Consider the following 24,416-nt stretch of genomic DNA (forward strand, 5'->3'; position numbering starts at 1 on the left):
CTCTATGAAACTTTCTGCCAAGACACCCGCATATGATACAGGCTGACATCATTCTAATCAGATCCTTGAAGCATTGTTTAAAAAGGAGGAATGACATGAAAACCGTGGGATTGAGCATAATTTGCGCAGGATTGGCTTTTCTGATGCTGAGCTTTCTCCTTCCTGCATCAACATTGGCATGGGGAGTTACACTGGGGACCAGCATTCTGTTAAACATAACAGTCACTGCTGTGATTATGCGTTTCTTAAAAAACCCTCAATCTAACAGCTGATTTCAGCTCGCGGTGAACCGCAGTGCAAGTTCACAGTCCCTTCTTCTCTTCTTCTTCCTTCCCTATCAGCATCTTTTACTTTGATCAGCATGCAGAACATAAAAAACCCCTGTCCGTAATGGACAGGGGTTTCAGGTTAGGACATATGCTGGTCTCTATAGAGTCTTTTATTTTCAATCCCGTACGATTTCTGTACGATATAAAGCGGCCGGTCTTTGGCTTCATCATAGATTCTGCCGATATATTCACCAATCATGCCCAGTATCAGAAGCACGATGCCGCTGAACAGGAGCTGGATGACGATAAGCGATGACCAGCCGGTAATGGTGCTGTCGGTGAACAGCTTCAAATACAGTACGATAAACATATACAGAAATCCTGCGCCTGACATTAAGACCCCGACATAGCTTGCCAGTTTCAGCGGTTTATGTGAAAATGTCGTAATGCCATCCATTGAAAGCTTCAGCATTTTCTTAAGCGGGTATTTCGTTTCTCCGGCAAGCCTTTCATCACGTACATACTCAACTGCCGTTTGTTTGAAGCCTACCCAGCTGACCAGTCCTCGGACAAAAGGGTTTTTTTCCTTTAATTTTTTCATTTCATCACAGACTTTTCTGTCCATGAGACGGAAATCCCCGGTATCAATCGGGATATCAATATCTGTCATGCTGCTGAGAAGCCGGTAAAACATGGCCGCTGTCTGTTTTTTGAAAAAGGTTTCCCCTTTTCGTTTTGTACGTACGGCGTATACGACCTCATAGCCTTCCTTCCACTTTTCAATCATGTCTAAAATTAACTCAGGAGGGTCCTGCAGATCGGCGTCAATGACGGCGATTGCATTCCCCTGTGCATAATCCATTCCCGCTGTAATCGCGATCTGGTGCCCAAAATTCCTGGAAAAATCAATGATTTTCACTCTCGGATCAATCAGACTGTGTTCTCTTAAAATCTCAATACTGCGATCTTTGCTGCCGTCATTGACAAATAGCAGTTCATAGTTTTCCTTCGTTTGATCCATGACCTCTTTTAAGCGCTGATAGGTTTCATGAATGACAAGCTCTTCATTATACACAGGTACCACAATTGAATATTGAATATGTCTGCTCATGTTTTTTTCCTCCTATTCATCAGCATGTAGTTCGTATAATGCAGCTGACTGGTTCATTCCGCCAGGCCCGCCGCCCATTTTGCCGGTTTGGCCTGAAGCGTTGCTCTCGCTTGCCGTACCTGATGAATCAGTCTGATCAGATGATGTCTGCTGATCAGCGCTTGACTGCCATTTATCAGAAGAAACTTTCTTGCCGTTTTCTTGAACCCATTCGACAATTTCATTGTTTCCGCCTTTCCCCATTCCTGAAGCCAAGAAGTATTTCACTTTTCCTTCTTTTACGAGCTTTTTAAATTGAGTCAGCGTGATGGCCGGGTCAGAACCGCTGAATCCGCCGATCGTCATGACGGCCTTTTTCGTTTTGATAATATACGGAGCCGCTGTGTTTGAATCAGTTGTGGCGAATAAATATTCCGCTCCGGAGTTGTTTTCTTCTAAATACTCAATCAATTTTTCATTTACACTCGACTCGTTCATTCCCATGCCTTTTCCGCTGCTTGAAGCGAGCTGCGGCCCTGTTTCAGGAAGAGAACTGTTTCCTCCGTACAGGAGAGGTGTGCTTGCCCAATAAATCGGCATCACAAGCAATACGAGAAGACCTGCAAGTGATATATAATATGTGAGCGGTTTTTGGCGCTGTTTAAAAATCAAAAGAGCAATGGCAGATAACGCACCGATAACCCCTACGCCGATACTCCATCCGACACCGATTTGATCGTTGTAGTTTCTCAGAATAAACAATTCAAATCCTGTTGCGGCAATCATCGCCGCCGGCAAAAGCCAAGACTTCCAGCCTGTATGGTTTCGGTATAGCTGAACGAGCGCAACCCATCCAGCTCCGACAAGTGCAGCAATCGGCGGCGCCAGCATAATGAGATAATAATGATGGAAAAATTCTGCTACACTGAAGAATCCGGAAATCGGCACAAGCCATGCAACCCAGAACACCGTCTCCTTCTGCTCAACTGATAATCTTCTTCTTTCTCTCGCGCCTGCAATCAGCAAGCCTGCAATTCCAAAAAGCGCAAATGGCAGCAGCCAGCTGATTTGATCAGATAGTTCTTGTTGGAAGAGCCGAAGCGGGCCAGGTGTTCCCGTTCCGAACATTCCTGTACCTGATTGCATTTTCGATCCGCCTGAACCGCCCTTACCTCCGCCGCCAGGTCCGCCTTGTCCGCCATCTCCTCCGCCGTTAGGAGGGCCTCCTTGACCGCCGCTTGGCATTTCCCCATTGGATGGCGGTGCCGTCATATTGCCATTTGCAGATTTGTCATCGTTTGATGGGCTGCTGCTTGATGACTGATTAGGCGGTGCCTGAGCGTCAGATGAACGGTTCTCCGCAGAAGGCATTTCTTTTGCTGTGTCTCCGCTTGACCCGCCCTGACCGCCGCCGGAATTTTGCCCTGTCAGCCGCTGAATTCCGTTGTATCCGAAAGCCAATTCCAAAACAGAGTTGGTCTGGCTGCTTCCGACATAAGGGCGTTTGCTGGCAGGGATATTGTCAACGATGAGCGGCCATGATAACGAAACTGCCGCTAATACAACTAATGCGCTTCCTAATGAAATGATTTTTTTCTTGATTGTGGCATTTGCCGCAATCAGGTAGAACAATAAGAAAGCCGGTAAAATCATATAAGCTTGAAGCATTTTTGTGTTAAAACCTGCACCAACGACGAAAAATGCTGCTAACAGCCAGATCAGCTTTCCTTTTCTGATGGCTTTAAAGAGAAGCCATGTAGCCAGCAATAAGAAAAATACCAGTAATGCATCAACATTGTTTGTCCGGGCCACAGCCACCGCAATCGGTGTACATGCCATGATGAAAGAGGCAATTCTTGCTGCCGTCTTACCGAATGTCGGTTTTATTAACAGATACATTAAAAGAACAGAACCTACACCAGCAAGTGCCTGAGGCAGGATGACGCTCCAGCCGTGCATACCGAATATAAGTGCGCTGATGGTTTGTATCTGGAACGTAATAGGCGGTTTATCAACCGTTATAAACCCCGCCGCATCGAATGAGGCATAGAAAAAATTATGAAAGCTTTGCATCATACTTGTGACTGCAGCGGTGTAATAAGGATTCACCGTATCATCATTCCAGATGTTATAGATATTTAAAAATGCAGATGCGAGCAAAATGAGAATCAGGAAGATGTCCAGCTCGCGTTTTTTCTTTTCCACGTGTGTCTTCACTCCTTTTCGTCTAACTTTGAAATAGTGTAACAAGCAAATGTGAAAAAACTATTAATAAACAAAGGCAATATTTTTGCCAAAACCAATTCATACGATCAGTCCATAAAAGCAAAAGTTTTTGGGTCTTTATCCCGTTCTAAATCTGATATTTTGTACCTAATCATCCATGCTATTTATGTAAGCCGTTTTTGAACAAAAAAAGCCTTCCGGTGACGCCGGAAGGCAAAGAATCACAATATATCGTTATTGAATCGGCTTCAGTCTTGCTTCGATTTCCTCTCTTCTATGCTCAAGATATGGAGGAAGAGCGATGGTTTGGCCAAGCTCATCAATTTCTTCATCAACCATAAAGCCCGGACCGTCTGTAGATAACTCAAACAGAATGCCGTTCGGTTCTCTGAAATACAGCGCCTTGAAATAGTAGCGCTCAACGATGCCTGAGTTGCTAAAGCCTTCCCGGCTGATGATGCGGTGCCATCCGGCAAGCTCTTCTTCGTCTCTCACGCGAAATGCGACATGATGGACACTTCCTTTTCCTTGACGTTCGCGCGGAAGATCATTTCTTTCAATTAAATGGATTTCTGTGGCCGCACCGCCTTCTCCAGATTCTAAAATGACCGCTGTTCCCTGTCCTTCAACCGGCTCTCTGCTGATCTCTGTAAACCCAAGAATATTGGTTAATACATGTAATGTTGGTTCAGCGTACGGCACTGTCAGTTCAACAGGCCCTAACCCGCGAAATGAAAATTCTTCCGGAATGCCGCTTTGTTTAACAGGCAGACCATAACCTTTGCCTTTCTCATCAGCAGTCAGCACAAGGCGCTGTCCTTCATGATCTTCGAACGCCAATATGTCACGTCCGGCTCTTTGGGCGATGCCGCTATGCGCCACCTGATGCTCTTCAAAACGTTCTTTCCAGTAATGCAGCGCTTCTGTGCTTGGAACACGCAATCCAATAGAAGAAATACTGTTTGTTCCCGCATGAAACGGCGCAATGCGGGGAATCTCAAAAAACGTCAGTTCCGTTCCCGGATTTGCCACTTCATCTCCGTAGAATAGATGGTACATCGTCGGTTCATCTTGGTTTACGGATTTTTTGACGAGTTTTAATCCTAATACTTTACTATAGAAATCTAAGTTTTTTTGCGCGTCAGCTGTTAATGCGGACACGTGGTGAATGCCGTTGACTTTCATATGCTGTCCCTCCAGGTCAATTTATCTCGATTTCGAGATATTATATTAAAGATGTATATTTATTTTCCTAATTACAAGGTATTTTATTCACATACGAAAGTCAACATATCAGCTTCATCTAGGTCCGGCATCCTGCTAAGTCCCGCTGTCAGCCGTTTAATGTGTTCATTCTCCGCTTGAACACCTTTCGCAAAACACGAACTTTAGATAAGATTATCCTCAATTTTATTCGTTTCAAGAGATAGTAAATAGACGATTTCACAGATTTCACGAATGGAAATAAAGCAAATATCGAAAATCAGAAAATTTATTTTATTTCACTTTTCTAAAATAGGGTTTACAATATGAAAAATAGATTCTTCATCACGAAGCTTCATCATAGGAGGTTAAGGACATGCATACTGAAGAAAACGGTTTAAAAAAAGAGATAGGCCTCTTGTTTGCCCTTACTCTTGTTATTGGAACCATTATCGGTTCCGGCGTTTTTATGAAGCCCGGTGCTGTGCTCGCTTATTCAGGAGACTCAAAAACTGCGCTATTTGCGTGGCTGTTAGGCGGTATATTAACGCTGGCAGGTGGACTGACGATTGCAGAAATCGGTACGCAGATTCCGAAAACAGGCGGACTTTATACGTACCTTGAAGAAGTATACGGCGAGTTTTGGGGATTTTTATGCGGCTGGGTGCAGATCATTATTTACGGCCCGGCGATTATCGGGGCACTCGGTTTATATTTTGGATCTTTAATGGCGAATCTTTTCGGCTGGGGTTCAGGACTATCAAAGGTAATCGGTATTATCGCAGTTATCTTTTTATGTGTAATTAATATTATCGGTACAAAATACGGCGGTTTTGTTCAAACGCTGACTACGGTCGGAAAGCTGATTCCGATTGCTTGTATCATTATTTTCGGCCTTTGGAAAGGCGATCAGCATATCTTTACGGCAGTAAACGAAAGCATTTCTGATATGAATTTCGGAGCAGCCATTTTGGCCACATTGTTTGCTTATGACGGATGGATCCTGCTTGCGGCTCTCGGCGGAGAAATGAAAAATCCTGAAAAGCTTCTGCCTCGCGCAATGACTGGCGGACTGTTAATCGTAACAGCCATTTATATCTTCATTAATTTTGCGCTGCTGCATATCCTGTCCGCAAACGAAATTGTGACACTTGGAGAAAATGCGACAAGCACTGCTGCCAGCATGCTGTTCGGTTCAATCGGCGGAAAGCTGGTCAGTATCGGAATTATTGTCAGCATCTTCGGCTGTTTAAACGGAAAGGTTCTTTCTTTCCCGCGTGTGACCTTTGCGATGGCAGAACGAAAACAGCTGCCTTTTGCTGAGAAATTGTCCCGCGTGCACCCGACATTCCGCACACCGTGGATTGCGATTTCTTTCCAAATCGCTGTGGCGATCATCCTGATGCTCATCAGTAATCCTGATAAGCTTTCTGAAATCTCTATTTTTATGATCTATATCTTTTATGTGATGGCCTTTTTTGCAGTATTTATTCTTCGCAAACAAACAAAGGGAAAAACGCGTGCTTACAGTGTTCCGCTTTACCCGTTCATGCCGATATTGGCGATCGCAGGTTCATTCTTTGTATTGGGAAGCACACTCATTACAGACACATTAAGCTGCGGATTATCAATTCTCATCGGTCTGGCCGGACTCCCTGTGTATTATTGGATGCAAAAACGAAAAGCCAGCTAAAAAAACGGTTCCCTTGTTTAGGGAACCGTTTTTTGGTGAATCAGAAGATAAATGTTGACAAAAAAAACACAACTTTTGATATACTTTTTACGTTAACCAGAAAGATTTTGCAAACTTGGTTCGTTTTTTTGAGGTGAAGTAGGCCAAAATAAGGAGACACGTTTTATCGAAAAAGTCAAGCCGCGTTTTTTTCGACTTTTCCTGTTTTTTTTCGACAAAAGGCTATATAATAATTTGATGTGTGCATTGTTCATTCAAACTATGGAGGGTTTTTAATGATAAGAAGAAAAAAAGATAAGTTCTCACTCCTTTTAACAGAAATTGCAAAGAACATAGACGAAACTGCAGAATATTTTTTGAATTTTAAGGTCACTAACCAAACGACGCTTAAAGAGTTTGCAGATACGTTAAAGGAATATGAAACAAAAGGTGACAATCATGTTCATGTCATGATCAAAGAGCTTAACAAAGCATTCATCACTCCTATTGAGCGCGAGGATATCCTTCAGCTGACAAACAGCCTGGATGATGTGCTTGACGGAATCGAACATTTCTCTGCCATGATGGAGATTTTCTCAATTACTTCATCAGACGAGCATATCGATAAATTCAGCGGATACATCAGAGAATGCGCGAAAGAAATTTTGATTACAATTGAGCTGCTGGCAGAAAACCGTTTAAAGGATATTCAGCCTCACGCGATCAAAATTAAAGAGTATGAGCACAGCTGTGACAACCTGCACAGAAAATCATTAAAGAATCTTTTCGGAAATGAAACAGATCCAATTAAAGTCATTCAATATCGTGAAATTTACGAAACACTTGAAGAAATTGCCGATTCGTGCCAAAGTGTTGCCAATAATCTTGAAACCATCATTATGAAAAACGCGTAACGAGGGGTAAAAATGGATATTCTATTTATATTAACGATACTAATAGTCATTTTTGCTCTGGCGTTTGATTTCATCAACGGGTTTCATGATACGGCGAACGCAATTGCGACTTCAGTATCAACAAAAGCGTTGAAACCGCGCCATGCCATTATAATGGCGGCAGTGATGAACTTTGTCGGAGCAATGACGTTTACAGGTGTTGCCAAAACCATTACGAAAGATATTGTAGACCCTTATACTTTGGAAAATGGCTCTGTTGTTATTTTGGCTGCTTTAGTCGCAGCAATAGCGTGGAACCTGCTCACTTGGTATTACGGCATCCCAAGCAGCTCATCCCATGCCATCATCGGGGCGATTGCCGGTGCAGCCGTTGCGGCAGCCGGATTTACTGCGTTAAATTATAAGGGCTTCATTAAAATCATTGAGGCACTCATCTTATCACCAATTATTGCCTTTGTCCTTGGTTATATTCTTTACAGCATCGTCAAGCTGATCTTCAAAGACAGCAATTTGGCGAAAACAAACAAGCAATTCCGCAGAGTGCAGATTATAACTGCTGCCCTGCAATCCTATACACACGGAACAAACGATGCGCAAAAAGCAATGGGAATTATCACAATGGCTCTCATCACAGCAAATTTACATACTTCTGCTAATGATATTCCAACCTGGGTGCAATTCGCCTGCGCGACAGCCATGGGTCTCGGAACTTCAATCGGCGGATGGAAAATCATTAAAACCGTTGGCGGAAAAATCATGAAGATTCGTCCGGTAAACGGTGTATCCGCTGACTTAACCGGGGCAGCCATTATTTTCGGCGCCACATTTATTCATTTGCCGGTCAGTACAACCCACGTCATTTCTTCATCAATCCTTGGCGTCGGTGCATCACACCGGGTAAAAGGCGTAAACTGGGGCACAGCTAAGCGGATGCTCATTACATGGGTCATCACGCTTCCGATTTCAGCGACACTTGGTGCCATCGCCTACTTTATCTTAAATATGATTTTTTAATGTTTCACCGCTTCTGTCAAAGGAGCGGTTTTTTTGATGAAACAGGAAAACCAGCCGCATTTCTAGAATACAATAATCAGAACCTATTTCAGATGCGAGGGATTGATGTATGCTTTTATTGTTTCAAATCATGGTCTGGTGCACTATGGCCGCTTTAGGCTTATACGTATACGCCACGTGGCGGTTCGAAGCGAAGGTCAAAGAAAAAATGTCCGCCATCCGAAAAACATGGTATTTGCTATTTGTTTTTGGTGCCATGATATACTGGACATATGATCCCTCTTCCCTGTTCACAAACTGGGAACGGTATGTCATTGTCGCTGTCAGCTTTGCTTTAATTGACGCTTTTATCTTTTTGAGCGCTTATGTGAAAAAACTGGCCGGCAGTGAACTGGAAACAGACACAAGAGAAATTCTCGAAGAAAACAACGAAATGCTCCACATGTATCTCGATCGGCTGAAAACATACCAATATCTATTGAAAAACGAACCGATTCATGTTTATTATGGAAGTATAGAAGCATATGCTGAAGGAATTGATAAACTGCTGAAAACCTATGCTGATAAAATGAATCTGACGGCCAGCCTTTGTCACTATTCGACACAGCCTGATAAAGACCGGTTAACCGAGCACATGGAGGATCCCGCTGACGTGCAAACGAGGCTGGATCGAAAGGATGTCTATTACGACCAGTATGGAAAAGTAGTGCTCATTCCCTTTACAATCGAGACACAGAGCTATGTCATCAAACTGACGTCTGACAGCATTGTAACGGAATTTGATTATTTGCTATTCACATCATTAACGAGCATATATGATTTGGTGCTGCCAATTGAGGAGGAAGGTGAAGGATAATGGAAAACGCGTTTCAAAACGGATGCCATCCGCGGGCAAAGAAACCGTTTAAAATCCTGAAAAAACGTTCAACCACCAGTGTCGCAAGCTATCAAGTCAGTCCGCACACAGCAAGAATCTTCAAAGAAAACGAACGGCTGATTGATGAGTATAAACGAAAAAAAGCATGATCACACTAAAAGGACAAGAGAAACAGCTCTTGTCCTTATTCCTTTTCTTAAGGGGCTACATATAATAAAACAAACAGAGGATAATGTCAGGTGATACAGTGAAAAAATTGGTGCGGCGTGTGAAGGTTATTGATTACGGGAGGTTTGGCTTTTCCGGGTATTCGCTTCGGGTGAGGGAGCGGAGTGCCATGATATTGAAACATTTAAAAAAACGGACAAAAAAAAGCGACACTTAAACAATATGTCGCTTTTTATATTCATCATTTCTATCTGTTTGATTAAGGAGCCTTGCATAAATGATTTCTAAATACCTCATTGGATAAATGATATATTTCACTATCCGGTTAAATGCACGCGATCCAAATAGATACGTTATTCCTAATGCCATCGTAAAACAAATAATCAACCGCGTGTCAGGGTTTTGCTCGTTTAACCAACTATTGTGATTAAAAAGCGGAAAGACAAAAATCATATGAAATAAAAAGATAGCAAGTGAGTTTTCTCCCCATTGGGTCAACTTGCTTTTACTAGCACCAACTGCATTTAATATTAAGTAAATGCCTAACATAGCTAAGGAATAATGAAAAAGTACAATCCCTGTATAACTAAGATTCTCTATATGGAACTTTTGGTAGCCAAGGAAACCAAAAAACAGCTGATCAAATTTATCATTATGCTCATCCAAAATAATAAATACCAATACAGAGACAGATAAAGTGAAAAATAATTTAAACTTAAATTTGTCTAAAGAGCTGTATATTTTATTCATGATATCTTTTGAACAATAAAAACCAGCCAGGAAAAACGGAAGGAAAACAAAGGTTCTTAATATAGACAGTGTTTGCGTATGCATGTTGCTATAATATATTTTGATAAAATCTATAATTTGATCTGCATAAAACCTGGAATAAAAGCTTAGCCCCAGCAACAAAATCAGCAAAGCTGCCTGTAAGATTTTTCTCACGTTAATTTTTTTTAGAATGATAGCCAGCGCATACCAGCTGCCCAGACTGACAATATACCATAAATGAGTATGCGGGCTGCCGTAAGTAAATTGAATGACAGAAAAGTTCCCTGCGTAGTAACGGTACACACAGTAAAAGGTTTGAAAAATAACATATAACAGTATGAGATTGATAACTTTTTTGATTGATGGCCTTTTGGAAAAATAACCATTTAGAAAAATAAAAGCAGGCATGTGGAATGAATAAATGATTTCAATCATATTTTCCAGCCCGCTTTTACTGACACCCAGCAGATGGGCAAATACAACCAAAAATATCAATACGCCTTTGACGTTATTTAATTTAATATCTTTTTGCACAGTATGACCACCCAAAATACAAATTTCTCATATTCAGTATGGTTTTACTAGCAGACGTTGTCAATGTTTTCTTTTTCTACAAAACTAATAGAGTACTGATCTTCGCTTTTGTCGCAGGTCCATAGATACCGTCGGCGGGTAGACCGTTAACAGACTGAAAACGAGCAACCGCGTCTGCTGTTTTCGGCCCGTAAATGCCATCGATTCCGTTGTTCACAGCTCCTTTATCAGGATAAAAGTAGAGAGCCGCCAGCGCTCGTTGCACTTGAAAGACGTGTTCGCCTGAGGTATATGGTGTTGTCAGCTGAATGATACCGTCAGGGAGCGGATAGAGTTCTGGCTCTGCAGCGGACGATGGAGCACTTACAATTAACACTTGACCAACCTGAATGAGATTCGGATCTTCGATATTGTTCCACTCTTGCAGCTGAGCAACAGTAACACCGAACGCTCTCGCTATGGATGTAAGTGTGTCACCTTGTTTTACGACGTAAGTTTGGCTCCCGCCACCGCCAATTCCCGCTTTAAACGAGTCCCACGTATCCAACAGTTTGCGAGGGCATTCCTTCCCTGACCAATATTTGTGAGGCACGACGTTAGCGAGGCTGATACCGTGTTCATCCATCAATGTTTTGATCAGCCACTGGGCATTAGCTGATGCTTGTGCAAAGTCGCCATCCGCATTTTCACAAATTTCAATCCCAATAGAAGCCCGGTTGCCGCTTCCGTTCCCGTCTCCTGCATGCCAGCCGTTTTCATTTAACGGCAGATGCTGATAAATCTCTGTATCATCAACTGTAAAATGCCAGCTTGTCGCCGTATCAGGTTTTTTCAAATAGCGGGCATGCGCTTGGGCATCGGCGCCTGCTGCCGTGTTCGCTGTATTGTGTACGGTAATATAAAGAGGTGTCATCGCGTAGCCTGGACGGTTATTTGCACCGACCGGAATAAAATCTTGAATAATGTTAACCATTTTCATCTCTCCTTATTTCGTCAGATTATTTTCCTTTAACAAGTCGCGTTGCTTTTTCCCTTTTTCTGTTACATAGTTGTTTTTAAACCAAGCTGCTAGTGTTGTCCCAATTGTGAAGATCACTGATCCTGCTGAATACAGAGCATCTGCAAGCTGATTCACCTGCTCTTCCTGTATGTCCAATGGTGATTTGCCAAACATCAGCATGCTCTGGTTGATGAGCGCAAGCAAAAGAAGCACCGTCCTAGTGACCGTGCCTTTATCATACGTTTTCATGATAATCCCCCTTAATGCTGCAGCAGGTTGTACATAATGGCGATCGCTCCGCCGATGATCCCTGTGCACACTGCTGTAATGATGGCACCAGTGATGGTGCGCTTAATCCATGTTGTATTTTCATCAATTTTGTTTAATTTTTCGTTCAGCGTCATGATTTGCTGATCTTGCCGGTCAGACACGCGTTCTAATGCGGAAACTCTCTGTTCGAGCGCTTTTTGTTCACCTTTCATGTCTGCTAAATCCTGCTGAAACACATTAACATCTATGTCTTGCTGCATCATTCACTCCTCCTTTACATGCGGATCACCTCCTTTCCGAGGCCAATTGCAATGGTTAAGAGACCGCGGTTCCTTTAATTGATAGACTCCCGCCGCTCATGCTGGCAATCTCCATCACGATCTCCTTAAAGCCTTTAATATCAAAGGACCAAGCCTCATCCTTGCCTAAGGTGCTGCAAGCGGTAGAAGCATCATCCGATTTCACGCCTCTGATTGGAAGTTTCTGTCCTGACACAGATTTCCCCCAAAATTTCACCTCACTCGTTTCCGCTGTGCCAAATACTTCAACGAGTAAATGCGCGGCACCGTCCAAGGGTAAAGCAGCACCTTCGCCGGCGGACTCGGCATTTTCGTGAAAAACAAAGTCAAACGTTTTGCCAGCTTCCACTTTCAGCCGCCCATCGTCTGTTTGGTTTTCCTTCAAATCAATTTGCAAAGGAAGATTTTCATTTAAGCGTACGTCCATTTCACCTGCGCCGACTGATTGATATAACACAAACTCCGATTGCTGGAGATTGCCGTTAACATACCGAAATCGGTAATAGCGTTTCGTGATATACACCCAGTCAGTCGCTGTCAGAACACCTGCAGCAACATTGACAGCTGTTGTCGTTGTCCAAACATTGTTATTGTCGCTTTCCTCTATAAAGAGCGTGCCTTCACGATCTGCATACGCCCACCCCTTTACTTTCGAAATCAGAACTGCGCCAAGCCGGTCTTGCCCGAGCTGACTGTATGCCTCAGTTGCCTTTAGCACGGCATTTGTTAAAATCTCCGCTACACCTGAGAGATTCGAAACAGGTGTGACAAAATCGTTTTTTTCTCCTCTATACGGCTTCACAGCTCCAGCTTTTCCAGTCTTATCGAGAGGAAACTCATATTGATACTTGACCATTTTTATCCTCCTTTTCATGTAAAAACGAGCAAAATAAAAAAGCCTACATGGCTTTACCGGTAATTTCTTCATACTGGTCAGAAGTGATCAGCTTTTTGTTCACCCCTTCTGCCAGATCCTCTTTAGAACAGTCTTTGAATTGTATGGCCTGCTTCACCATATCTGTCGTCGCCCAATCATAATGTAAGGCAAGCACCCAATAATTCATTCAGCACTCTCTCCTTTCAAAGATAATAATGAAAGCTTTATATCTGACAGCTCGCTCCCCAACGTTTTGTTTAGCTCTTCAAGCTGCTTGCGTGCCAACTTTTCTTGCGACAATTCCTGAGCAAGCAGCTCCACCTGATCAGGCGGCTCGTACGGAGGATTTTTTTGCGTTTCCTCCCACCAGGCTTCCAGTTCTTTTTGCGTCGGGATCGGTGCGCGCAGGTTCCATTTTTCAATGTAGGAACCATTTCCGTCATTCCGCAGCTCGAAATCCTTTCTTGGCACAGCGTCAGGGTATTTGTACATGATTGCATCGTATAATATCATTTTGTACCTCCTATCGTACAGGGTAATTTTGGCCACCTATTTCTGTTATATCAAAGTAGTTGTACCAACCTAAACTATCTGTGATATAGCGTTGTGTCTGCCCGTTATATCCGACATACAAATAAATCTCAATATAGTCTCCCTTGTTGACAGATACTGTTGCTGCACCATATATACCTATATTAATGTTCGTATTATCTTCGGGATTCGAAGGGCTGATTCTATAATGTGCGATGTTTTTATATCTACTCCCGTTTACATATATAGATGTTTCATAGTTTGCATATTCTAAATAATTTTCTATATATATACCTGCATTGACTAAATACATTCCGTCATTCGGTACAACAAAACGGTTGTTTGTAGGATCAAAGCAGTTATGGCTGTCTTTTATTTTCCTATTGAAATTAACTTTTTGAGACTCGCCTTTTGTTAACAACTGTTTTCCAGTAGTACCAATATTCACGTGAGCAAATCCAGAAATTTTCTGCCAAGCCGTCCATCCTGAATCTGCCCACCAATGGCGGATCCAAGAACCTGTGTTAGTAAAGTTGGAGCTAGATTCATTTCCAGTTCCATAAAAATACTGAGCAAATCGAAAATTACTATGCTTTTCATTTTTTACAATTCCATAAGTAAGCGGGTATCCTGTTGTGTTATTGGCTCCTATGTCCATGAAAGTAATACCAGCTGGGTAATCATTTCCGCTTGTTCTCGCATCTTGGATTGCATTTGAGCCGGTAAGCACAGTTAATTTTTGATTTGTATAATTTGTGTCAACATAGTTTTTAGCATTAGACAAAGCTTTATCCGCTTTAGCTTGTGCGCTGGTTTCAGTTTCAACCTTGTTCCATCCTTGCCATGCAACAGTGCTTCCATCATAATAATTCGTAAAGACATTGTTTCTGTAATCAGTAGCAAAGACCCAACCAAACATACCTTTACCGTCGGTTGATTGGCTAGTCAAATGAAATACGCCTCTAATTGAAAATGGAGATGGAGCATTTACAGCTTTTCCATGTGCATAAAATGTGCCCATGCCTCTACCTTGATCAATTATTTTTTGAAGAATGTCCTCTCCTTCGTTTGCTGCAATGGACACCCCTCCTATATCGCTTGTTATTTTAGTAAGCTGAGCTCCATTCCATTTGCTTCTCTCAGCAGATGTAATGTGTATTACTGAATCCTTAGCATGATTAGATACCTTTGCCTCTGCCCCAGCTGTTGTCTCTAATTCAATCCACTCGGACCAGTTTCCACCTGATATCGTTTTCCGATACGTTTTATTAGCATTATTAAAAGCGATAATCTGACCGTAATCACCGGCAGCATTGATTGTCCATATGCCCCTGACCGAAGTACCTGGACCATTTAACGTTTTTGACATTGAGGTGAAATGAACCATTCCAGTGTTCTTCGGAACAATTTCATGGAAATCATCTGTTTCGCTTAAGTATATTTTGGCTTGACCGTTGTCTGCTGTGACTTTAAAAAGCTGACTGTTATTCCACTTGTCTTTGTCTGATTGTGTGACATGTATGTCCGCCTTACCTGCATGAGCGTTCACTTTTGTTTGAGCGCCCTCCGTCGTCTCTAATTCGATCCAATTTGACCAGTTGCCGTTTAAGAGAGTTTTACGGAAAGTTTTATTATCATTTGTCATCACAATTACATGACCATTTAATTTGCTGTCATTGCAAGTCCAAAATCCTCTTCCTGAGCCGCCTGGTGAATTTAAAGGCGTGCCAGTATAAGAAAAATAAGTCAATGTAGGATAGTTCAACAGTTCCGTATGGAAATCACTCGTGATATTGAACATAGGTTGTCCATTATCATTTGTAATCTTAGATAACTGTCCGCTGTTCCATTTCACTCTCTCTTCCTCTGTAATATGCCGTACCTGATCTTGCTCATGCTGGTCAAAATCCTTCTTTGCGGCCTGCTGCACATTATCCACATTCCCCAGCCCGACTTGCGCCTTTGTTGTGTTGTGGGGGTTGTTCATGTCGTTTTTGTGGGCAGACAGGTCGGTGTGGGCGTCTTTTATGCCTTTTTCCCAGCGGTTGACGTCGTCCTCGTTAATTGGATCATCCGGAAGCCAGTCTGTTTTTTCATCGTATGCCATGTTTACACCACCTCAAAGGTAAATCTGAAATCGAGTGTTCGATTTTCGCTGACGTCCAGGTCTGTTTTTCTTTCTGTAATGACATTGCCCAGTTCGTCAAAAATTTGTACCGTTTCGATATGTTTAATATCTTCCTCACGTTTTGTCAGAACAGTCACTTTTGCACCGTCAATGGTGAGATCCACTATTTCTGTTTCTTGGCCGTTAAGCAGCACGTGATGAATCCTGCTTTTCAGATCGGCAGCTGTACGTTCTCTGTATATGGTTGAAATCAAGTTAAGACCACCTCATTATTGTTAAGGGTGACAGAATAACCGACCTTCAGCTCACTGGCTGTTCGGTATCTTCGGTGATTCAGGATGACTCTGTCCTTTATTTGGAGCGTCTCATTTAATCCGCCTCTGAGCGTATACGCCAGATGTGCCGGCTTCATATTTTCCAATGCTTCGATCAGCTCATTCATGTGCTGGAGATCATCAATATTGATGTCTACATTAAAGCGGTATTCACCGGGCAGCAGGCGGACTTGTGCCGACGGTTTTTTTAAGAAACGGTTCACCGCCTGCTCAATGGCCCGGTAGGTGATCGGCGGGATGTTCGACATTTTCGAAATGAGCCGTAATCGCCTGATTTCATCGGTGTCTCCCAATTCCCGCGGCACGTTTAAAATCTTTTCCCAGCGGCTGAGCCCCCATGTTGCTGTTGGCACAAATAACTGGTCTGTCAGATCAAATATGCTGTTATTTTGCTGATCAAACTCAGGTGCTTCCGCTTTCAGCAGCTCCGACATTTCTTTTAAGCTGGTGAGAAACGGCGGCAGATATGAAATCATGTCATCTTGTTTGCTCAATGATCTTCACCTGCCCAAGCTTAGGGATTTCTACGTCGCTCAGCACTAAATTTTCGGAAGTGCCGTTGATTTTAATATTTGAATAATCACTGACAGACGGCGAATTATAGACGATGTTATTAATTTGAGAAAGGCGGATAATGTTATCTTCGAATGCCATTTTCTTAAAGAGATTTAAAACGCCTTCTTGAATTTCTGTCTTTACTTCATCAATCGAGTGATTGACTTCCGGAAGCACCTCGGCAGAAATCTCAACTTCCTTCCAGACCGCGCTTTCCACTGTGACAACGGCTCCGATTGGCGCCTGCCCCTCGCCCTGACCGGGCTCAGGGTCAATATAGTCTTTCACTTTTTGAATTAAAATTTCAGAAGCCGGTTCAAGATTGGCATTCGTGACGACAATTTTAACCGTCCCGTCTCCGTTCCAAAGCGGAAAGATCTTTGCTTTTCCAACCCCGTCCACTTCTTCAGCCCACTCTTTATAATGCATTTTATTGGCGCTGACAGCCTCACGCCGAACCCTCGTAAAATACCGTTCTCTTAAACTATCGTCTCCTTCTTCTTCACGCCCCGGAATCAGAATCTCTTTGACAATCGCTTTTTCCAATCCCGGGATGGTATCCAGTGACAACAGATTGCGTCCGGTAAGATTGGCGTTTCCTGCTTCTCCCGGCGTTTCACAGACAAGCGTCCCGTCTCCTGTATATTGAAAATAAAGATTGTCCACATAGAAGCGGGAGCCTTCAGGAATTCTAACGCCAGCTGTGAACTCCCCTGCTCTCACGGCCTTTGTGGCAGCTGTCCGTTCAATCCCCGCTTCCGCAGCGCGCCGGTCCAAAAACTCTCCTTGCGCAGTATCAGAAAACACAAGCTCAAGCACGGTATCAAGCCATATATACGACTTCGCAAGCTCGGCTGCCGCTGGGGCTAATGCGTTATAAATAACACTGCCTTCTCTCGTGTCAATATCTGCTGAGATGCTGTTCAGCATACGCTCCATAATCTCTTCAAAGGTCTGATCCTCAAACATCTTCGCCAATCACCTCCTCAATCTCAAGCGATCCTTCATCTGTCTCGACTACAAAGGAAACATGAAACGCATCACCTTGTTTTTCTATCTCAAAGTCTGTTACAGCGGAAATACGGTCATCATAAACAAGTGCCTCTTCTATGAGCCTTGGAATCTCCATTTTTTTGTAGGCATCAGTCGTCTCATGATCTGTAAGTACGTCCTGAAGCTCATTTCCGACATTATGGCTGTAAACTGAATACGCATATCGTTCAGTTTGTAAAGCGATATACACAAACTGTCTGATTGCTTCAAGCCCGGTAATCAGCTCATTTGTAATTCTTCCGTTTTCAAAATCTATTTTGTAGGTTTGCGAGGTTTCAATGACTTCGCCGTCATCTTCAATATCCTCAAACTCCACTTCTGGTGTCAGGGCCATGATGCCCACTCCTTTATACATGCTAAATAAAAAACCACTTCGTCCGGAGCGGTTTTGTTTACAGTTTATCTAAAATATAAAACGATTGCCCGCCTGTCAGGGATGCAGTCATGACGCGATCCCCCAGCTCGAGTGCATCATCTCCTCCGGACTGCATCCGTTTTGGGATGATGAGAGCGTCAGCCGGTATAATCAGTTTGCTGTTTTCTTTTAATTTGATTTCAGCAGGAGAAACCGAAACCACCTCAGCTGGGAGCAACTCCACCGGAGATTCAGCATCAACCGCACCGACGGCCAAATGTTTGATGGCTTCACTCAGTCTCATCAGGAAACCCCTTCCGGCATCGTATTCTTTTCGACTACATCAATGGTCATCGTATGTTTCGTTCCTTTAAACTCATGCCGGTCTGTATCTACCCAGTAGGTTTTCTTGATACCTGCCTCCGGAATGGATATATAGACAGGCAAGCCGCTCTGCACTTCTGGAATGCCGATGGCCTGAATATTTTTCAGTTCTTTTTTTACGCCCTTTTTTTCAGCAAGGCGTACGTCGGCCCTCTGCTGAAGCTGCGCCTGGTTAATTTCGTCTGTTACGGTCTCCGTATATTGAAGCACGCCGTATTTGTTTAAGCCTGAACTGTCCTTCGCAGACGCTTTATACGTCTTATTATCCTTCTGGCGGCGCAGCACGACTCGTGTAGCAGTATCATTTATAGACGTGCTGTATTGGTAGCCCGTAATATTGACACCTGTTTCCAGCACCCATACCTCTGATGGATCTGGCCAAGCGCGCAGACCCAGCTTTCCTTTTTCCGAATACAGCTGATAATTCCGGCCCGTCTGGCTCTTTGTCTGTTTTAAAGCCTTCAATATGATGTCGTACAGGCTCGTATCATTTTTAATCACAAGGCTTTTGATCGTATGACTTGTGTTCGCAATAGAGGTTGTCGGAATTTGAAAATCATTGGCGATCCTCCTGATCATCTGGTCAGCACGCTGATTGGAAAACACGTACACATCCTGATTTTTGACCAGATATTGCAGCATATCGTACGCACTGAAGGCAAGCGTATGTTCATCAGGCGTTCGGGCGAAGACGATCCCGCGGAAAAGCTCTTTTCCCTTCCACTTAAACAAGACGGTATCTCCTTCTGTGACGCTGTAATATTTCTGGTCGCCCTGTTTAATGACGATGGTCGCTTCTATGGAGCGCGGCGCTTGATATCGGTGCCCCTCCAGCGACACGCTTTCCGCTACCAGCTCAAGCCATTCTGTATCTTTAATGACGAACAATTCTATCATCATACATCACCTGCTTCATTGCGGTATCTTTAATTTTTGACCGGGAAAAATCCAGTGGCCCGGCTGCCTGATATTTCGTTTGCTTCGCTTGATCATCGCTGTTTTATTGGCGTTCCAAATTTTGCGCCATTGCGTGCTGTTCCCGTAAAATCTGCCGGCAATGTCCCAAAGCGTGTCTCCCTTTTTTACTGTATAGGTTTTCGGAGAGGCCTTTGACGGACGTTTTGCCTTTGTTTTTTTCTTTTGCTTGATTTTTCGGGGGGAAGCGGTTTTGTATTCTTTCAGTACAATATCAAAATCCCTATCTCCTATCTCTTTGTCTCCTTCACTGTATTTAAAGCTTTCGATGCTGCATGTCATATTTATTTTTGTTCCCGTAATTAAAAATTGAACAGGCTTTTTAGCCTTCATCCATTTTTCAATTTTAACAAAGGCGTTCTCTGGAGAAGGGATATTCTGATATTCAGCTATCGGGCTATACTTTTTTGGAAAAAAAGAAGAAAAAGAGATTTCTTTAGCTCCGGGCTCTTCAATAAATGTGATTTCACCCAGCCCTGTTATTTTTACTGAGTCATTTTGTAAGCTATTAGATACGTCAATTGTCTCGGGAAGAACGGGAAATCGCAGCTTTTCCTTCCCCTGTGATATCCAAAATTCATAGACAGACTTAGTCAAAAGCCACGACCCCCTTTGTTCCGGTGTTAATGTCTTTTTGTAATTCATCAAGTAATGCTTGCCTGATTTTAGCTATTAGACTGTCAGCATCCTGTCCGTTATGAAAATGCTGGTCGCCATTGAATTCAATCTTTATTTCTTTCGTTCCGGCTGTTTGTACCGTTTGCCGGGATCCGGAAGTAACGGCTGCTGAAACTTGTCCTGATGAAAGCTCAGACTGCTGAGTTTGTGATGGATCTGTTACTTCCATTCCTAAAGCTTGGGCTGCTCTCTGAAGGAGGTAGCGGCCGCGAATGCCCCGCTCCTCCGGAATGATCCATTCCCGCTTGTTTCCTTCACCGACACGGGCGATTTGTTCTTTTGTGATCAGCCCGCCGTTGGCATAACCGACATAGGGACCGCCACGTTTCAGGCTTTTAATGCCAGGTACATTATCAATTGAGCCGTATCTGCTTTTGATATAGCCGATAGCGGCAGCAGCGTTGTGAATCGGATTTCTAATGTTACCCATGCCCGGTGCTTTATGAGCATTAAATGTGGTCGGGACTGTCTGCATGAGTCCTTGTGATGGATTTCCCGCCTTCGCGTTGCTGTCCCACAGGTTAATAGAGTTCGGGTTGCCTCCTGATTCATACTGAGCAATCGTCATCAATCCTGGAAGCCAGCTTAATGGTGTCTTTGTGGCCATCATTGCAGCCATAAGCCACTGCTTCACATTTCCCCCTACTGCACCCATTCCGGAATAAGCAGCTGCCAGTGAACCGGCTTGCTTTTCAGCGTATTTTTTCACATCGACAGAATCCAATCCTTTTACTACACCGACAGATGCAAAGCGACCGAGACTCATCATAACTCGAGAAGGCGAATGGATATCTAATTCTTCACGGAAAGCCTTCTCAACTTTTTTCGCGAGTTCCTTGGCGGCTTCATGGACTTCACTTGCCTTTGAAGTCATACCTGAAACAAAATTCCCAATCATGCCGCTTCCCCAGCCGTTTGATGATTCTTTAGATCGCAAAAACGGCTTATTCACATGTGTATTTACATATTGATCAGTACCGGTTTGGGAACTATTTTGTCCGGAAGCAAATCCTTTGATTGTACTGCTTCCCCATGAGGAGGATTTATTCACGGTGTTCTGGAATGGTGTTTTAACTTTCGTCTGTAAGAAGCCATCTGTGCCGGTTGCTGTACTGTTCTGACCGTTAGCATAACCATTGACCACCTGTTTTCCGTAATTCGGAGAGTAGGAGATCAAATTATTCATAGGCTGACCAACGTTTTTCTGTTTCCAAGTGGCCATCGAAACAACTTTATCCTCAATACCTTGATCAAAACCCCGAGTGAACTGTTGGCCGAAAGAAGAAGCCTGTTCATTAAGACTCGAAGTATCAACGGTAGGAGATACTGTTGCGGTGACTGATGCTGCGCCGGCTAATGGAGAAACTGCTGATTCTCCGCCTGCGGATGAAGCAGAAGCCACGTCGTCAACAACACTCATCCCCAGTTTTGAAGCTGCCTGAGAAAGAAGCATTTTACCGCGGCCTTTGTTGTTATCAACAGGGATGACAAACTCTTTACCCGCTTCACCAATCCATGAAATGGTTGGTTTCGTAATATAGCCGCCCGTCGCATTCGTTTCAGTTTCAAGAACACTTTTTTGTTTAGGAAAAATACTTGTTGGCGCTGATGACTGAGACTGGACAAGACCAGCAATTCCTCCGCTACCGCTAGGATTTTTACCGGATGAAGACTTACCGGTTTCCTTTGTTGTTATTCCAGTAGCTTCCTCACCTCTACCGATAAGGTTATTTATGAACCGTCCTCCAGCGCCGGCCAATTCTTGGAGTTTAATGACCCACCAGAAGGTATCTTCAAACTTCGTCTTAATTCCATCAGCTATTTCGCCTAACGGATCACCCACATTTTTTTGGAACCAAGCCTTAATACCTTTCCAAGCGTCTTTAACTGCTGTTATAGCTGACTCAAATTTTTCGGAAATGGATTTTTTGGCATCTTCCACTTTTGAAACAATTGGATTCCAAACATTTTCACTGAACCAAGTTGAAACTGCACTCCACTTGTCAGATATCCATGTCCATGCTTCGTTAAGCTTAGTCCATATCCAGTTTGCTGCATTAGTGACTGCATCACTTACCGGTGTCCACACATTTTCCATAAACCAAGTTGAGACTGTAGACCATAAATCCGAAATAAATGTCCATGCTTCGTTGATCTTCGTCCAGATCCAATTTGCCACGTTACTAACAGCTGTACTGATCGGATTCCAGACGTTGTCATAGAACCACGTCGCCACTTGAAGCCATTTTAATTGGATCCAGATTCGCGCATAATCAATATGTGCTTGTATCCAGCCAGCCACAGTCGCCACTGCATTACTAATCGGATTCCACACGTTATCCATGAACCAAGTTGAGACTGTAGACCATGTATCTGAGATCCAAGTCCAGGCGTCATTTATTTTTGTCCAAATCCAATCAGCGGCATCAGTGACACCGTCAACTAATGGATTCCAGACATTATCCATGAACCAAGTAGAAACAATACTCCAGAGCGCTTGGATACCATCCCAGGCAAATAAAAAAGCACCTACTACTAAATTTATGATCGGAACTGCCGTGTTATAAATTGGTGTCCACACGTTATCCATAAACCAGGATGATACGTCATTCCAGGTATCAGTCAGCCATTTCTTAGCATCCTCGAATTTTTCGGTGATCTTATCAATCTTATCTCCGGCCCAATCACTAACAGGAGTCCAGACATTATCCGTGAACCAATCCGAGAAATCAGACCAAGTATCGCTGATCCAATCGACAGCATTTTTTGCGCCGTCAACAATTCCATCCCAAGCTTTAGAAGCGCCGCCATCATCAAACCATTTGCCAATAGAGGATCCTAAATCAGAACCCCCTATACCGCCTGCGATACTACCGACAACTCCGCCAACTGCAGTGCCGACAACAGGGACAACAGAACCAATGGCTGCTCCTGCGGCTCCACCTGCAGCGGCTCCGCCAAGATTCCCCGCAAAGGAACCAACTTTTTCACCTGCATTTTCTTTGTTCATCCCGAGCAAATCGGTTGCCGCTAATGCAGTTCCCAAAAGAGGGATACCTTTCGCAAATTTCCCCAAACCTTTTAAAGGCGTTAAAACTTTCCCCCATTTTGATGAGTCGGTGGCAGTGGACCTCATGCTTCCGAGCCAGTTTCTGAACTTAGAACCAGAATTTCTTCCGCTTGTGGCATTTTCTCCTGATGCACCGCTCTGACGTCTTCGTAATACCTCGCCTGGAACTCTCAGTGTTCGTCCTGAAGTCCTTGCACTTGTCGGACTTTTTCTTTTTTTATATCTTTTGTTGGCTTTGCTTCCAGAGCTATTACCTCCGCACCCACAGCAGCAACAACAGCATCTCTGCCCGGTGTTGCGGTTATCGACTTTCTCATTACTCTGCGTATTCCCAGGCGCATGATTCGGGGTATTTTCTTCATTATCATTTTTTTTAAACCAAGGAATTTTTTCAAATAACGAGTCAAGAATCTTTTCTATCACTTTATCTTTAAAAGCTGTTCCGAAGTCTTCTAATGTTTGCATAAACCAGTTCTTTTTTTCTTCCGGTTTCTTCTCGTTGATCTTATCAGCAGTTAATTTTTCTTTAGCGATAATATTAACTGTATATGTTTTTTCAAAATCTTTTAAAAGGGCTGTAATTCGATTAACGGTTTTTGTTATTTCATCAATCACTTTTAATTTAACTGTATATGTTTTTTCAAAATCTCCTAAAAGGGCTGTAATTCGATTAACGGTTTTTGTTATTTCATCAATCACTTTTAATTTAACTGAATACCCGTTTTTAAGGTTCTTTTGCAAATATCCCAATATTCGTTTTGTAGCTAGGGTGATTTGATCATTGACGAAAAGACCGACTGAAAACTGATTTCCGCTCAACATTTTTCTTATTTTTTTATAAGCATCTGTTACATGTTCAATTAGACTTACAGTAATGTTTCTTTCTTTCGGGAGCCGTTTCAGCTTATGCTCAATAACATTAAGCCCGGCAGTCGCCTGATCATCTAGAACCACTTTAACTTCAAGTGATTTTGCGAATTTCAAAACAATATAGTCATTGATCTTCCTCAATCTGTAAAAGGCTTGGTCCTCTGCCTTAATACTGATTTTGATTTGTCGATTAATGGTTTTCACCTTTTTTTCGACCATTTGAAACCCTTTATGAATTCGTTTTAACTTTTTAGAAACTTTATCTTCCAGGTCAAAACGAGCTGTCAATTTAGCGATA

The 24,416-nt window shown here is 43.1% G+C and carries 25 protein-coding genes and 1 pseudogene; 7 read left to right on the plus strand and 19 right to left on the minus strand.

Annotated elements, in window-relative coordinates; translation table 11 throughout:
- Positions 1–95: 95 nt before the first annotated feature.
- Entirely contained in the window at positions 96–272 is a 177-nt protein-coding gene (locus WA325_RS10900) for a hypothetical protein (protein WP_181185710.1), read from the plus strand.
- A gap of 136 nt (positions 273–408) precedes the next feature.
- Here WA325_RS10900 and WA325_RS10905 read toward each other — a convergent pair whose 3' ends face one another.
- The 3 genes from WA325_RS10905 to WA325_RS10920 all read right to left on the minus strand — a co-directional run bounded on the left by WA325_RS10905 (position 409) and on the right by WA325_RS10920 (position 4,770).
- Positions 409–1,380, minus strand: coding sequence for a glycosyltransferase family 2 protein (locus tag WA325_RS10905; RefSeq protein ID WP_105953633.1), 972 nt, complete (start codon positions 1,378–1,380; stop codon positions 409–411).
- A 12-nt stretch (positions 1,381–1,392) separates the two neighbouring features.
- Positions 1,393–3,564, minus strand: coding sequence for an ArnT family glycosyltransferase (locus WA325_RS10910; protein ID WP_105953634.1), 2,172 nt, complete (start codon positions 3,562–3,564; stop codon positions 1,393–1,395).
- A gap of 255 nt (positions 3,565–3,819) precedes the next feature.
- On the minus strand, positions 3,820–4,770 hold the full coding sequence (locus WA325_RS10920) for a ring-cleaving dioxygenase (protein ID WP_105990669.1): 951 nt from the start codon (positions 4,768–4,770) through the stop codon (positions 3,820–3,822).
- A gap of 394 nt (positions 4,771–5,164) precedes the next feature.
- On the opposite strand from WA325_RS10920, the gene steT reads away from it, so the two are divergent.
- From steT to spoIISC, 6 genes are all read left to right on the plus strand, one after another.
- A complete protein-coding gene (steT, locus tag WA325_RS10925) occupies positions 5,165–6,481 on the plus strand; it encodes a serine/threonine exchanger (RefSeq protein ID WP_099042852.1) in 1,317 nt (438 codons plus the stop codon).
- Positions 6,482–6,756: 275 nt separating this feature from the next.
- A complete protein-coding gene (locus WA325_RS10930) occupies positions 6,757–7,374 on the plus strand; it encodes a DUF47 domain-containing protein (protein ID WP_010333926.1) in 618 nt (205 codons plus the stop codon).
- A gap of 12 nt (positions 7,375–7,386) precedes the next feature.
- A complete protein-coding gene (locus WA325_RS10935) occupies positions 7,387–8,388 on the plus strand; it encodes an inorganic phosphate transporter (protein ID WP_024121092.1) in 1,002 nt (333 codons plus the stop codon).
- 109 nt (positions 8,389–8,497) lie between these two features.
- A complete protein-coding gene (locus WA325_RS10940; RefSeq protein ID WP_105953636.1) occupies positions 8,498–9,244 on the plus strand; it encodes a type II toxin-antitoxin system SpoIISA family toxin in 747 nt (248 codons plus the stop codon).
- Positions 9,244–9,414 (plus strand): type II toxin-antitoxin system SpoIISB family antitoxin, encoded by a 171-nt coding sequence (locus tag WA325_RS10945; protein WP_024121090.1) that lies wholly within the window; start codon positions 9,244–9,246, stop codon positions 9,412–9,414. Before WA325_RS10940 ends, WA325_RS10945 begins: the two co-directional genes overlap by 1 nt.
- Before the next feature lie 83 nt (positions 9,415–9,497).
- Entirely contained in the window at positions 9,498–9,650 is a 153-nt protein-coding gene (gene spoIISC, locus WA325_RS10950) for a three component toxin-antitoxin-antitoxin system antitoxin SpoIISC (protein WP_142391712.1), read from the plus strand.
- Here spoIISC and WA325_RS10955 read toward each other — a convergent pair.
- The 16 genes and pseudogenes from WA325_RS10955 to WA325_RS11035 form a co-directional block, all read right to left on the minus strand.
- Positions 9,647–10,738 (minus strand): acyltransferase family protein, encoded by a 1,092-nt coding sequence (locus WA325_RS10955; protein WP_336183613.1) that lies wholly within the window; start codon positions 10,736–10,738, stop codon positions 9,647–9,649. The genes spoIISC and WA325_RS10955 overlap by 4 nt on opposite strands.
- Before the next feature lie 76 nt (positions 10,739–10,814).
- Positions 10,815–11,711 (minus strand): N-acetylmuramoyl-L-alanine amidase, encoded by an 897-nt coding sequence (locus WA325_RS10960; RefSeq protein ID WP_336183614.1) that lies wholly within the window; start codon positions 11,709–11,711, stop codon positions 10,815–10,817.
- A 12-nt stretch (positions 11,712–11,723) separates the two neighbouring features.
- Complete coding sequence (locus WA325_RS10965) at positions 11,724–11,987, minus strand: phage holin (protein ID WP_024121086.1); 264 nt, start codon at positions 11,985–11,987, stop codon at positions 11,724–11,726.
- 11 nt (positions 11,988–11,998) lie between these two features.
- Complete coding sequence (locus tag WA325_RS10970) at positions 11,999–12,268, minus strand: hemolysin XhlA family protein (protein WP_024121085.1); 270 nt, start codon at positions 12,266–12,268, stop codon at positions 11,999–12,001.
- Between the two features lie 55 nt (positions 12,269–12,323).
- Complete coding sequence (gene xepA / locus WA325_RS10975; RefSeq protein ID WP_202852822.1) at positions 12,324–13,163, minus strand: phage-like element PBSX protein XepA; 840 nt, start codon at positions 13,161–13,163, stop codon at positions 12,324–12,326.
- 43 nt (positions 13,164–13,206) lie between these two features.
- A complete protein-coding gene (locus tag WA325_RS10980) occupies positions 13,207–13,371 on the minus strand; it encodes an XkdX family protein (RefSeq protein WP_193660423.1) in 165 nt (54 codons plus the stop codon).
- Positions 13,368–13,697: an XkdW family protein gene (locus tag WA325_RS10985; protein WP_336183615.1), complete on the minus strand. Its 330-nt coding sequence runs from the start codon at positions 13,695–13,697 to the stop codon at positions 13,368–13,370. The genes WA325_RS10980 and WA325_RS10985 overlap by 4 nt, the downstream gene beginning before the upstream one ends.
- Positions 13,698–15,555: 1,858 nt before the next feature.
- Positions 15,556–15,822 (minus strand): annotated as a pseudogene (locus tag WA325_RS10995) (terminase); the annotation flags it as partial.
- 2 nt (positions 15,823–15,824) lie between these two features.
- Positions 15,825–16,097, minus strand: coding sequence for a hypothetical protein (locus WA325_RS11000; protein WP_105990663.1), 273 nt, complete (start codon positions 16,095–16,097; stop codon positions 15,825–15,827).
- On the minus strand, positions 16,094–16,672 hold the full coding sequence (locus tag WA325_RS11005) for a YmfQ family protein (RefSeq protein WP_336183616.1): 579 nt from the start codon (positions 16,670–16,672) through the stop codon (positions 16,094–16,096). Before WA325_RS11005 ends, WA325_RS11000 begins: the two co-directional genes overlap by 4 nt.
- A complete protein-coding gene (locus tag WA325_RS11010) occupies positions 16,656–17,702 on the minus strand; it encodes a baseplate J/gp47 family protein (RefSeq protein ID WP_185848047.1) in 1,047 nt (348 codons plus the stop codon). Before WA325_RS11010 ends, WA325_RS11005 begins: the two co-directional genes overlap by 17 nt.
- Positions 17,695–18,120: a DUF2634 domain-containing protein gene (locus WA325_RS11015; protein WP_024121077.1), complete on the minus strand. Its 426-nt coding sequence runs from the start codon at positions 18,118–18,120 to the stop codon at positions 17,695–17,697. Before WA325_RS11015 ends, WA325_RS11010 begins: the two co-directional genes overlap by 8 nt.
- 58 nt (positions 18,121–18,178) lie before the next feature.
- Complete coding sequence (locus tag WA325_RS11020) at positions 18,179–18,445, minus strand: DUF2577 family protein (RefSeq protein WP_336183617.1); 267 nt, start codon at positions 18,443–18,445, stop codon at positions 18,179–18,181.
- The gene (locus tag WA325_RS11025) at positions 18,445–19,422 is read right to left on the minus strand and encodes an XkdQ/YqbQ family protein (RefSeq protein WP_248339394.1); all 978 of its coding nucleotides are present in this window, start codon (positions 19,420–19,422) and stop codon (positions 18,445–18,447) included. The genes WA325_RS11020 and WA325_RS11025 overlap by 1 nt, the downstream gene beginning before the upstream one ends.
- A 15-nt stretch (positions 19,423–19,437) precedes the next feature.
- Positions 19,438–20,097, minus strand: coding sequence for a LysM peptidoglycan-binding domain-containing protein (locus WA325_RS11030; protein ID WP_105953647.1), 660 nt, complete (start codon positions 20,095–20,097; stop codon positions 19,438–19,440).
- A complete protein-coding gene (locus WA325_RS11035) occupies positions 20,090–24,415 on the minus strand; it encodes a transglycosylase SLT domain-containing protein (protein ID WP_442895280.1) in 4,326 nt (1,441 codons plus the stop codon). Before WA325_RS11035 ends, WA325_RS11030 begins: the two co-directional genes overlap by 8 nt.
- Between the last annotated feature and the right edge of the window lies 1 nt (position 24,416).

The organism is Bacillus sp. 205(2023), from assembly GCF_037027485.1.
In the GTDB taxonomy this organism is placed as follows: Bacteria; Bacillota; Bacilli; order Bacillales; family Bacillaceae; genus Bacillus; species Bacillus halotolerans.

What these genes read in the sequence shown, in the direction of transcription:
- WA325_RS10940 (WP_105953636.1), top strand. Translation starts at nt 8,498, where the DNA reads ATGCTTTTATTGTTTCAAATCATGGTCTGGTGCACTATGGCCGCTTTA.
- steT (WP_099042852.1), top strand. Translation starts at nt 5,165, where the DNA reads ATGCATACTGAAGAAAACGGTTTAAAAAAAGAGATAGGCCTCTTGTTT.
- WA325_RS10920 (WP_105990669.1), bottom strand. Translation starts at nt 4,770, where the DNA reads ATGAAAGTCAACGGCATTCACCACGTGTCCGCATTAACAGCTGACGCG.
- WA325_RS10905 (WP_105953633.1), bottom strand. Translation starts at nt 1,380, where the DNA reads ATGAGCAGACATATTCAATATTCAATTGTGGTACCTGTGTATAATGAA.
- WA325_RS10965 (WP_024121086.1), bottom strand. Translation starts at nt 11,987, where the DNA reads ATGAAAACGTATGATAAAGGCACGGTCACTAGGACGGTGCTTCTTTTG.
- WA325_RS10960 (WP_336183614.1), bottom strand. Translation starts at nt 11,711, where the DNA reads ATGGTTAACATTATTCAAGATTTTATTCCGGTCGGTGCAAATAACCGT.
- WA325_RS11020 (WP_336183617.1), bottom strand. Translation starts at nt 18,445, where the DNA reads ATGAGACTGAGTGAAGCCATCAAACATTTGGCCGTCGGTGCGGTTGAT.
- WA325_RS10945 (WP_024121090.1), top strand. Translation starts at nt 9,244, where the DNA reads ATGGAAAACGCGTTTCAAAACGGATGCCATCCGCGGGCAAAGAAACCG.
- spoIISC (WP_142391712.1), top strand. Translation starts at nt 9,498, where the DNA reads ATGTCAGGTGATACAGTGAAAAAATTGGTGCGGCGTGTGAAGGTTATT.
- WA325_RS10930 (WP_010333926.1), top strand. Translation starts at nt 6,757, where the DNA reads ATGATAAGAAGAAAAAAAGATAAGTTCTCACTCCTTTTAACAGAAATT.
- xepA (WP_202852822.1), bottom strand. Translation starts at nt 13,163, where the DNA reads ATGGTCAAGTATCAATATGAGTTTCCTCTCGATAAGACTGGAAAAGCT.
- WA325_RS10970 (WP_024121085.1), bottom strand. Translation starts at nt 12,268, where the DNA reads ATGCAGCAAGACATAGATGTTAATGTGTTTCAGCAGGATTTAGCAGAC.
- WA325_RS10935 (WP_024121092.1), top strand. Translation starts at nt 7,387, where the DNA reads ATGGATATTCTATTTATATTAACGATACTAATAGTCATTTTTGCTCTG.
- WA325_RS11010 (WP_185848047.1), bottom strand. Translation starts at nt 17,702, where the DNA reads ATGTTTGAGGATCAGACCTTTGAAGAGATTATGGAGCGTATGCTGAAC.
- WA325_RS10900 (WP_181185710.1), top strand. Translation starts at nt 96, where the DNA reads ATGAAAACCGTGGGATTGAGCATAATTTGCGCAGGATTGGCTTTTCTG.
- WA325_RS10985 (WP_336183615.1), bottom strand. Translation starts at nt 13,697, where the DNA reads ATGATATTATACGATGCAATCATGTACAAATACCCTGACGCTGTGCCA.
- WA325_RS11015 (WP_024121077.1), bottom strand. Translation starts at nt 18,120, where the DNA reads ATGGCCCTGACACCAGAAGTGGAGTTTGAGGATATTGAAGATGACGGC.
- WA325_RS10980 (WP_193660423.1), bottom strand. Translation starts at nt 13,371, where the DNA reads ATGAATTATTGGGTGCTTGCCTTACATTATGATTGGGCGACGACAGAT.
- WA325_RS11025 (WP_248339394.1), bottom strand. Translation starts at nt 19,422, where the DNA reads ATGATAGAATTGTTCGTCATTAAAGATACAGAATGGCTTGAGCTGGTA.